The 10,244-nt window shown below is 43.0% G+C and carries 9 protein-coding genes; 2 read left to right on the top strand and 7 right to left on the bottom strand.

Annotated features, from left to right (window positions below; translation table 11 throughout):
- Window positions 1-207 precede the first annotated feature (207 nt).
- The 7 genes from wecB to MJ769_RS14410 form a co-directional block, all read right to left on the bottom strand.
- Window positions 208-1,371, bottom strand: a complete 1,164-nt coding sequence (wecB, locus tag MJ769_RS02105) for a non-hydrolyzing UDP-N-acetylglucosamine 2-epimerase (RefSeq protein ID WP_256445672.1) — start codon at window positions 1,369-1,371, stop codon at window positions 208-210.
- Between the two features lie 281 nt (window positions 1,372-1,652).
- A complete protein-coding gene (locus tag MJ769_RS02110; RefSeq protein WP_239234201.1) occupies window positions 1,653-2,660 on the bottom strand; it encodes an XrtA/PEP-CTERM system-associated ATPase in 1,008 nt (335 codons plus the stop codon).
- A 17-nt stretch (window positions 2,661-2,677) separates the two neighbouring features.
- Window positions 2,678-4,234, bottom strand: a complete 1,557-nt coding sequence (locus MJ769_RS02115; RefSeq protein ID WP_239234202.1) for a TIGR03016 family PEP-CTERM system-associated outer membrane protein — start codon at window positions 4,232-4,234, stop codon at window positions 2,678-2,680.
- Entirely contained in the window at window positions 4,227-5,099 is an 873-nt protein-coding gene (locus MJ769_RS02120) for an XrtA-associated tyrosine autokinase (RefSeq protein WP_239234203.1), read from the bottom strand. The genes MJ769_RS02115 and MJ769_RS02120 overlap by 8 nt, the downstream gene beginning before the upstream one ends.
- A 130-nt stretch (window positions 5,100-5,229) precedes the next feature.
- The gene (locus tag MJ769_RS02125; protein ID WP_239234204.1) at window positions 5,230-6,771 is read right to left on the bottom strand and encodes an XrtA system polysaccharide chain length determinant; all 1,542 of its coding nucleotides are present in this window, start codon (window positions 6,769-6,771) and stop codon (window positions 5,230-5,232) included.
- Between the two features lie 163 nt (window positions 6,772-6,934).
- Window positions 6,935-7,564: an XrtA/PEP-CTERM system exopolysaccharide export protein gene (locus MJ769_RS02130; protein WP_239234205.1), complete on the bottom strand. Its 630-nt coding sequence runs from the start codon at window positions 7,562-7,564 to the stop codon at window positions 6,935-6,937.
- An 813-nt stretch (window positions 7,565-8,377) separates the two neighbouring features.
- Complete coding sequence (locus MJ769_RS14410) at window positions 8,378-8,503, bottom strand: hypothetical protein (protein WP_256445673.1); 126 nt, start codon at window positions 8,501-8,503, stop codon at window positions 8,378-8,380.
- A 599-nt stretch (window positions 8,504-9,102) separates the two neighbouring features.
- On the opposite strand from MJ769_RS14410, the gene MJ769_RS02135 reads away from it, so the two are divergent.
- Both MJ769_RS02135 and MJ769_RS02140 read left to right on the top strand, forming a co-directional pair.
- The gene (locus MJ769_RS02135; protein ID WP_239234206.1) at window positions 9,103-9,441 is read left to right on the top strand and encodes a P-II family nitrogen regulator; all 339 of its coding nucleotides are present in this window, start codon (window positions 9,103-9,105) and stop codon (window positions 9,439-9,441) included.
- Between the two features lie 185 nt (window positions 9,442-9,626).
- Entirely contained in the window at window positions 9,627-9,848 is a 222-nt protein-coding gene (locus MJ769_RS02140) for a hypothetical protein (RefSeq protein WP_239234207.1), read from the top strand.
- Window positions 9,849-10,244: the final 396 nt, after the last annotated feature.

Here is a 10,244-nt window from a genome sequence, read left to right on the forward strand (position 1 = left end):
ATCCAAATTTGCGAACATTTGTTGCGCAGATTACTTGCTTAAATTGTTTCATTTTTATCTATGAGCATTGAGGAAAAAAATTTCTTTCTTACCTGTTGGTGATACAAATCACTGCAGAACGTTGGCAAATAGAAAAGTCTGCATACTGAATGCTCGCAAGCTTTCCCCGTGTTTTTTCTCACTCTGTATGGGTAGAGGCTACAATAACTATTTGCTTGGGAAACTATTTTTAAGCCAGTCGAGAATTTCCGCTGCAATACGTGTCGAGGCCTGCCCATCCCAGAATTCAGGGGTTCTGCCTGCTTTCCCGCCAGTAAGCATGATCTCGTCAAATATAGTTAGTATCTTTGCTGAATCCAGCCCGGCGATAGTGTTGGTTCCCTCATCCACTGTGATCGGCCTTTCTGTATTATTTCTGAGTGTAATGCAGGGTATACCAAGGGCTGTGGTTTCTTCCTGAATGCCGCCTGAGTCGGTCAATACAACTCGTGCATCCTTCATAAGCCCCAGCATTTCCAGATAACCCATTGGAGGTAGCTGCAATACTGTAGGAACATTCAGTATGTCGTTAAATCCAAATTTTTGAATCATGTCGCGAGTGCGTGGATGCATCGGGAAAATAATTGGTAATTGGACACTGATCTTGATGGTTGTTTCAAGCAGTGAGCGCAGGGTGTCGGGATCATCCACATTGGAAGGCCGGTGTGCGGTTAGGATCGCATATCCTTCATGACCAACCAGAAACTCTTCCCTGCCGACATTCTGCAGGATATTAGATATTGGGACTGCTTTTTCCAGGTTACGATGCAAGGTGTCAATCATGACATTGCCGACAAATCGAATGCGATGCTCGGCGATTCCCTCGCGCAATAGGTTTTCGCGACCACTGCGCTCAGTGATAAAAAGGAGCTCAGATATCTGGTCGGTCAAAACCCGATTGATTTCTTCCGGCATAGCGCGGTCGAAGCTGCGCAGGCCGGCTTCAACGTGAATAACTGGAACCCCTTTCTTTACAGCCACAAGCGCACAGGCTAGAGTGGAATTTACGTCACCGACTACTAGTACTGCAGAAGGATGCTTTGAGTCCAGAACAGCCTCGAAGCGAAGCATAACATTGGCGGTTTGTGCAGTGTGGCTTCCAGAGCCAACATCCAAATTAATATCGGGCTGCGGTATGCCGAGCGCTTCGAAATATTGATGGTTCATAGCAACGTCATAATGTTGGCCGGTATGAATCAAGGATACATCGAGCTCTGGCCCAAGAGCAGCAAAGGCCGCCATGATAGGAGCCATTTTCATGAAATTAGGGCGCGCGCCTACAACACATAGAATGCTATAAGGTGCAAGGGCAGGTGGTTTAATGATTTGCATTATTTGTTATCTATGAATATATTCTTTTAAATAAATTTGGATTGTTTTTTGCTGGATCAGCATTTACATGCTATCCCAAACTCTCTGAAAAAAGCGCAGAGCGCTAGCGTAATCTGACAGTCTTACCCTGCAGTTCTTAGGCCAGCTTTTGATTCCATTTACGTTGACATTGTTCTGCAGTATTTTGATGTGGGCTGATTTTTTTACCTCAAATTCAATCGCAATTTGCACACTCAAGTAAATCGCTCCTCACTGAACAATCATAATATTTATGTGATTATTTACTTGGTCAGGTCATTGATATTTGAATTAGAGCGAGAAAGAATTCGTTTAACCAGATCCAAAACGGAGATGACAGAGCTTTCCATTTTAAAAATCCTCTCGTCCATACTTTCTAAATTACCCTGAGTATCCTCTTTCTGCCCCGTTTGTGGGATGTCAGATATATTCTGTGCTGCGGCCTCCGGTATAGGGAGAGAAAATTCTTGTTGAATATCACCTATTACTTCAGTTACATCAGAACTTCCGAAATTATGACGTTCTTCAAGATAACCCATTAGAAAAAGGCGATCGCAAAGTGTATTTATTTTGCGTGGGATGCCCCCAGTAAAATTGTAGATTTCTAAGAAAGCATCTTCGTTCAAAGAAGGGTCTCCATTCCAACCAACGGTATGCAGTCGATGTTCGATGTAGTCTCTTGTTTCCAGAGCATCTAATGGTCCCAAGTGGTAGGTCGCAATTACCCTCTGCTGCAATTGTTGCATGTCGCGACTAAGAAGGGTTTCCCTGAATTCAGGCTGTCCTAGCAGAAAGATCTGTAGCAATGATTTGTCAGCAGTTTGAAAATTGGACAGCATTCTTAACTCTTCCACTGCTTGGGGTGAAAGATTCTGTGCTTCATCCACTATCAATAGTGCGCGCTTTCCGTTTTGATCACATTCTCGAAGAAACTGCTCAAATCTGGTCAGCAGGCTGGCTTTGGAGCCGTCTTCGCAAGGTAGTCCGAACGCTGCGACTACCATTCTTAATGTGTCATCTGCATTAAGGTTGGTGTTGACGATTTGTGCTGCTAGAATTTTTTCCGCTTCAAGTTTGCAGAAAAGACCGCGCACCAAGGTGGTTTTGCCTGCGCCGACATCACCGGTTATGACAATGAAGCCTTCTCCTTGAGACAGGCCATATTCCAAGTAGGCCATGGCGCGCTTATGCCCACTACTGCCAAAGAAGAATTGTGGATCAGGCTTGAGTTGAAAGGGCTTGGCGCTTAGTCCGTAGTATGATTGATACATTTATTGGGCTGCTCCAGCTAAAAACGCATTATCAAAGATGCGATGAGGGCATTCTCGCGAGAGTCACCACTAATTTGGTTAGATTTTCGCTCGACATGTCGAAAATTAATTGCGCCATTAAGCTTGGGCTGTATTTGTCTTGTCAGCCCGACTCTAAAAGTTTTTGTTTCGTTCTCTCCGACTGTTTCAAGTGTTTGGGATTTAGCGTACATGGCGCTGATATTGGCAGTGGTTCGAGGACCAATTTTCAAGCTCCAAAGCGCATTACCACCAATTTGTTTTGTATTGTCGTTCAATGCAAAGCTGTTTGTCCCAAACAAAACACTATCCACCTCTCTTGAAGTTTGTGCTTCACGCAACATGTGGAACATACTAAACACAAGTGTGTTTCTCACACCACTTAAAGCAACGGTTGCCTGCAAACGTTTTTGCAGAAAAAATCGATTTGTGATGAAGTTGATTGGATCAACATATGAGGCTGACAATCCATTGTCTAGGATGAAGGCATCTACTGTTTGCTGTCGTAATACGGGATCGGGAATACTGGACGTCCATAGCTGATTCAGGAAGCTTGCTGTATCAATCGTGGCCGTAGCCAGAAATTGATCGCGGCTAGTGGTGACATTCTGGTTGTAGTCCAGGCTCCAAGCTGATCTGCGAGTGCGATGGCTGGCCGAGAGAGTGTAGGTAGTGCCAAAAAACGCTTTGCCAGTATTGGCAGTGATATTCGTTCTTGCAGATGGTGTCCAGACAAAACCAACTGTCCAAAAAGACCCAGCCGATTTTCCAGTTGTTGATATATAGCTGAACTTTTGGTATCCACTTGTTCCAGTCAGGCTGAACTTTGATGAAACCCGATAACGAAGATTACCTCTATATTGTTCGTTTTCACCAGATGTGCCTAAACCGCTTATTTTTTGTTTGTTATATTGTAAACCCCAGCTTAGTGTTCTGAAAGCAGAACCGCTGGTGAGACTGAACAGGATCCTATCCGATTGGCTCCCAGATTGCCCCTCTATGCCAGTGTATACCGCATTATGAGTGTAGCGTGCTTGCGATGAAGCAAAATTGGAGAAGTCGTGACGTATATAAGGGCTAATGCTATAGGTTTTTACATTAGTTCGGTTGTTCGTGATGTTTTCATTGTTGGTAGTCAGTGGGCCAAGGAGAGAAATGTTTTGTTGGCCGATGTTAGCAGTACTATCAAGAAAAAAAAAGTTTTTAATTAACTCCGCATTTGCACCTGCATTTAACTGTTGAGCAATCCTATTTCCATTACTCTCATTTGCATAGAAAATATTTTGCATTGTGTAGTTTGCATTGACTTTCAAGCGTGCTCCGGTTCCAGTCAATGAAACTCCAGGACTAATTTGGGTGATGAAATCACTCTTCTCATTACCTTGTGTAGCGAGAGTAACATTGTCGGTATAAGTTTCTACTAGGGTTAGGCGGGGTGTTACTTTCCAGTCAGCAGCAGTGGAGCATGCAGGATATATCAGTAAGATAGGGGAGGCTATCTGGACTATCTTATGGAAAATATTGCGAAATCCATTACTACAAATCACTTTAGTCATAGTAGCCGTAACCATAATTGGTTCCGCCGGCGAATGCCTTCGACTTATTGTAGATTAAGTTAATGTGTGGGTTTGTGTCGATCTGACGGAGTGCCTCTTTGACAGAGTGCTGAGTTGTAACTTCGGCTTCTACAACCATGACAATCTGACCCATCTGACTTGCTAGGACACGTGCCTCAGTTGTGGGGAGCAAGGGCGGGGAATCAAATATAACAATGCGATCTGGGTATCGGTTTGCAATTTCATTCAACAAGCTACTCATAGCTTGGCTTGCCAATAGTTCAGTTGCGTGTCTATGACTTGTTCCTGCGGGAAGAATTCTGAGAGTATCAACGTTAGTATTAATCATAACTTCTGCTAAATCGAGTTGTTCGTCGAGAAGAATATCCATTAAACCGACAGCTGACTTCAATCCTAAAGTGCGAAGAACCGATGGCCGAGCTACATCCGCATCTATGAGTAGAACCGTGTGATCCATTTCTGTTGCGATGCTCATTGCCAAATTAATGGCACAGAATGTTTTTCCCTCTTGAGGTAACGCACTGGTTACCATGATCAAATTTCCATGGTGTATCGCTCCAGCTCCTTTTATGAAAGCATTTTGGATCAATGAGCGTTTAATTCCTCTAAACTCCTGAGCGGCTAAAGTTTTGCCTTGATCAGGCGTGATCATGCCCAATTGATGCAATTTAGCTAGATTTATTTCGACTTGCGTAATTGATTTTCTGTCGGAATTACGGGCATTGTGTTCATGAATTACTTTTGAACTTTGTTCACTTGGGCTTTCCAACTTTACCTTTAGTGGGGGCGTTACCTCACCTTTATTCTGCTCAAATCTATTTGCTGCTTTTTCAATAATGCTCACCTGATCTCCCAACAGTATTCGGTCTGGCTGCTTAATCTGATCATCGATTTGATCTTAATTAAGCAAATCCCTGTCCGTTATTATCTTGGCCATAATTGTTGTTTTAAATTTTTAAGAGGTGCTCTCAATATTATAATTTAAGGAACAAAATTATCATTACCACACCATACAAGGCAACCAGTAAAGTAATAGCAAGCCCGAAAGCATATAGACTCCTTTTTCGCTTTGTTTTCTCATGGTCAGTCCAATTCATAGTCACAGTGCCCAGGATCGGCAAACCAACTGATTCCCGTAGACTATTTTGACTCATAAAAGTAGGTCTGATTTGGCTCATTAATAGCGCACACCCTATTCCGCCTAACACGGCACCAAGAAAAACCATGCTGAATAACATTAACCGGTTCGGTCCTGAAGGAACAAGTGGAACTGTAGGTGGATCTATGACCTTGAATGTCAGCATATCTGAAGTAGCACTTAATTCCCCTGACAGCTTTGCAGACTCTCTGCGACCAACAAGACTTTCATAATTTGATTTGTTAATATTATAGTCCCGGTTGAGTTGAGCAAACTCTTCTGCCACTTGGGGCTTCGCAATTGTCAGTGCTGTTAATTGAGCCATTCGAGAAGAGTATTCTTCTACTCGAGCTTTCATCGCGGCGACTCTGGCTTCGGCCTCTGATAAGGAAACATTAAGTTGTTGCAGCATTGGGCTGTAACCCTTGCCTCGATCCCGATCAATGACGGGTTTTTTATGCTTAGCCTCTTCCAGCTTGCGCTCTTCAAGTTTTGCAATCAGGCGCTTGATTGAAAGAACATCAGGATGGCGTTCTGTAAAGCGCAGACGCATAGCATCCATGTCATTAGTTAACGCCTGGATCCGAGCGTCAATTACTGGGTTAACGATATTGCTCGCTGGCGCTAGCTCTGAATTCAGGTCATCAGAGAGTGAGCCATCTTCAATTTGATCTTTGATGGCGTTGCGCGCTTGTTCTGCTTCACGTAGCCCAAGCTTCGCTTCGTTCAGGCTATCCGAAACTGTTTCCAGTTGTGAGCCATAACCGCCGTCCCGTGGCAATAGACCACGGTTTTTTATTTGGAATTCCGTGACAGCTTTTTCCGCTATGACCAACTTATCCTCATAATTTTTGATTTGCTCATCGATAAATTTAATCGCTTTTTCGGAGTCTTGTTTCTGATTCCCGAAGCTGCCTTCAACAAAAATGGTTAGAAAGGCCTGGACTACATCTTTCGCAATTTTTGGAGTTTGGTGGTTATAGGAAAAAACATAGAGGTCAGCACCATTACTTGCGTTGATCCTTATCTGGCTCTTCAGGTCACTGACTAGCCGCTCATGATCCTTGGCATCTGTAGCATTGATATCTAAATCCACCATTCGCAAAACTCGCTCTACGTTTGGACGGCTAAGAAGAGTACGGCTCATGATTGAAACCTGCTGCTCCATGTTTGGAACAGTAGTCATACTTGCCAGGAGTGGCTTTAAGATAGTTCTGGTGTCCACAAAAACTCTCGCAGAAGCCTGATAATCGTTAGGTAAGGAATTTATCTTGTATCCTCCTACCAAAACAACGATCCACGCAATAACTACCGCATACCATCGGTATTTCCATATTCCTTTTAAGTAGGAAAGTATCAGGGATATTAATTCCTCCATTTTGCCGAGCTCTCCATAATGGTGTGGGTATCAGTTTTTAATTTAACAGTACTCCGTGATTGCATAACGGAGTGGCCATTTAGTTATGGGATGTATTGACAAATTAGTTGTGCGTCGCCAGGTTTCTTAAACCACAGCCGTGCATTTAAGAAAGAAATATCAATCAAAAAAAGCTTTCAGGTATTACTAAAATATCCCCTGGGCGTACTGGAATGTTGGCTGAAATGTCTCCATCTTCAATTAGATCGTCTAAACGGACAGCAACATGTTGTGTTTTGCCATCTATGTTGCGAATAATGCTGGCCTTGTTACCCGCTGCAAATGGTGTAATACCACCTACCGTAATCATGACATCTAATAGTGACATACCGTTGTTATAGTGAAGAGCTTGGGGTTTGCCCGCCTCTCCTATTACACGAATTTGTTCAGTATATGGCCCGACAAAGCCAGTCACGATAACCGTTACAATCGGATCTTGAATGTATATAGCCAGTGCTTTCTCAATATCACGAGCCAAATGTGTTGACGTCTTTCCCATGGCGGGCAGGTCTTCTACCAAAGGGGTGGTAATTTTGCCGTCTGGGCGAACTGGAACTGACATTGAGACTTCTGGATTGTGCCAAACTATAATATTAATGCTGTCACCTGGGCCGATCAGATAGTCGTGTGAGGGGGGTTCTTCTGATGGGGAAAGAGTTATACGTGGGGTGCTAGAGCAACCTCCGAGGGTTAAGATCGACAGTGCTATAGCAAAAACTAGCAATCTCATTGTATTAGTACGTAGAGTATTCATCTGATTTCCTTAGAATTGCGATCATTATGATGATGGTAGGTTTGCTAGGCGTATTCCTCACGCCTTTTATGATGATTTAGATGAAGTCGTATCTCGTTGCTAGACTTTCGATTATAAATTTACTGAGCTTCTACCTAGGCTAATGATTGACCATCGGATAAAGCATGAAAACCTTTAGTATAATTCTGAATTTTTATATATGCTAGTTTTGAATTATGGCTACTTTTCTCTATACGAAAAGGTATCAAAGAAACGGCATTGAATTAAGACAGGCATATTTTTAAGTATGATTTCAGTTCAATATAAATCCGTCCTCCATTCAGTAACTACATCTTCGAAAAGAATAAAGGTATGTCACGTATTGCTTTTAATTCGAAAGGCTATTGCATTTTATATCAAATAACCTATTATTTATTATAGCATAATCTTGATAAATGATTTGATAAAATTATTGAATATCCATGACTCGCGTAGGTAAACTGTCCGAATTCGTCAACGCAAAACTTAATGCCCACTCTCCTGATAGTAGAAAGGTCTCTTTCTTCCTTCGTCATCGGTGTTAATGGATAAAAGTTGTGCTATCGGTGGCGGACAGGGCCAATGTGCATTACTTTTTCAAGGGTGAACAACTGTTGGTTTTTGCCCCTTAACGTCTGTTGTATAACGTTTTTTGATCGTTTTTTTCTACCCGTGCATTGACTGTTTTACCATCTTCCTCTGCTTTTTTCTTTGCGCTTTGGTGAGTGTGGTGTATGTGTATTTCGATTTCGTCAGTAATGCTTAATCAAGCCGATAAAGGTTGTAACGTGCTTGCTAGAAATGCGGATTCAGTTGCAGTGCATTCATGAATTCACGCCGTGCTTCATCATTGCAGAGGGCTAGCAGATAAGCATAACCAAGATTGTTGTGTATACGCACTTTGCCAGGTGACTTCATCACGGTATCTTCCCACAAACGGATATTTCTAGCGTAATCCTGATTTCGCAGTATGGTAAAAGTACGCTAGCAGGCTACCATGATCACAAATAGCGCTAGGACGAAGACCAGTGGTAGCGCATTGGCGGAAGAGTTGTTTTGCAACGGCAGGTTTGGATCAATGTTCAGTCACAGAGGTAAGCCCATTGCCGCATCAGGTGGGAAAAGGCAGAGCTCTTACACACGATATATCTATCCCTATGAAAAAAAGCTTGAATGACCTTAAGTGGCAAAAATTAAATTAATTTTTTGCCATTGCTTGAAGCAAACCGGTGAGCCGTATCAAGAAAGTTGCCTGAGTTGCAAATGCCGACAGTGATACCGATAACCTTAGGTGCCAATTGTCACGGTTGTGAGTGCTGACTCAAGTGGCATATTTCACTCAATTGGTGCACTGCAGGTTTCAAGATGCATAAAATTGATGCATATAAATTTTTTTCTATCTTCATAATAAATCAACATGTTGTTTTTAATAACAAAATTATAATGGCACGGAAGCTGCTCGGCTAAGTACGTTCTAGATAATGCTGTTTACGCTTTAACACACATGAGGAGTAATAATTATGAAAATGGTTACTGCAATCATCAAGCCGTTCAAACTAGACGAAGTGCGTGAGGCTCTGACTGCGATTGGCATACTGGGTATTACCGTTACGGAAGTGAAAGGCTTTGGTCGGCAGAAAGGTCATACCGAATTGTATCGCGGCGCAGAATACGTGGTGGACTTCCTGCCCAAGATCAAACTGGAAGCCGCTATTAATAAGGGCATGCTAGAGCTGGTGCTGGAAGCTATCGAAAAAGCTGCACACACCGGCAATATTGGTGACGGCAAGATATTCGTTCACAACATCGAGCAAGTAATTCGTATCCGTACTGGCGAATCCGGCGTAGAAGCATTGTAAGGAGAGCGTCATGAATTTTTTTGCATATTTCGCGTTGTTGGGCATGCTGTATGGTCTAGCAGTTTCGGCGTTTACAGAGGAGTCCAGCATCTCTGTGGCAGCATCGACAACAACCTAGTCCAGATTTCTGCGGCAGCTAAAGCAGTCGTTTTGCCGCTTCTACTACCCAACAAGGGTGATACGGCGTGGATACTAAAAGCTACCCTGCTAATTGGATTAATGTCTATTCGCCGCGCGACATAATAAGCGGCAAACTTGATTTTTACGACGACTCAAAGACCACAGGCTGCAACGACAAACGAAAAATCCACAATGTAATAGACGCGTACGCGATGATACCTTTAGCGGCTCACATCGAATATTGGAATAACACAACATTGTTCGATCAGCTATATGCCAATCTGTAATAATTCGATCTGTTCAAGTTGAGGTAAATTAAGGACAGATCTTTTATTTGTATTTCTGCAGTTTATTAAAAACCAACCTGATATATCCATTGCATGTATTTGTCGCCTAACGAATAAGGTTAGGTGCGACACGAAGTTGCACGATGAAGTTGTTCTGCCAGAGTAATGGACAGAACCACCCGTGTCACCGGGTGAATCTAGGAGCCTGAATAAAGCAGCGGCTCTGACAATGTAACGAAGCGTCGCAAGGCGCGGGGCGCAACTTGCGAGAGGCGCGCCTCTCTAGCAGCCACAAGCTGGATAAGTGCTAGTGTAGTGAACCGTAATTAACGGAACTAATGACAATGGTGCCTGTCTCATTTCCAGTTATCGAGACAGGAGAAATACACAATGCGA

The organism is Candidatus Nitrotoga sp. BS, from assembly GCF_927797785.1.
Lineage (GTDB): Bacteria > Pseudomonadota > Gammaproteobacteria > Burkholderiales > Gallionellaceae > Nitrotoga.

Bases quoted from the DNA above. Each gene is read 5' to 3' on its own strand.
- wecB (WP_256445672.1), bottom strand. From the start codon at position 1,371: ATGCAAATCATTAAACCACCTGCCCTTGCACCTTATAGCATTCTATGT.
- MJ769_RS02110 (WP_239234201.1), bottom strand. From the start codon at position 2,660: ATGTATCAATCATACTACGGACTAAGCGCCAAGCCCTTTCAACTCAAG.
- MJ769_RS02115 (WP_239234202.1), bottom strand. From the start codon at position 4,234: ATGACTAAAGTGATTTGTAGTAATGGATTTCGCAATATTTTCCATAAG.
- MJ769_RS02125 (WP_239234204.1), bottom strand. From the start codon at position 6,771: ATGGAGGAATTAATATCCCTGATACTTTCCTACTTAAAAGGAATATGG.
- MJ769_RS02130 (WP_239234205.1), bottom strand. From the start codon at position 7,564: ATGAATACTCTACGTACTAATACAATGAGATTGCTAGTTTTTGCTATA.
- MJ769_RS02135 (WP_239234206.1), top strand. From the start codon at position 9,103: ATGAAAATGGTTACTGCAATCATCAAGCCGTTCAAACTAGACGAAGTG.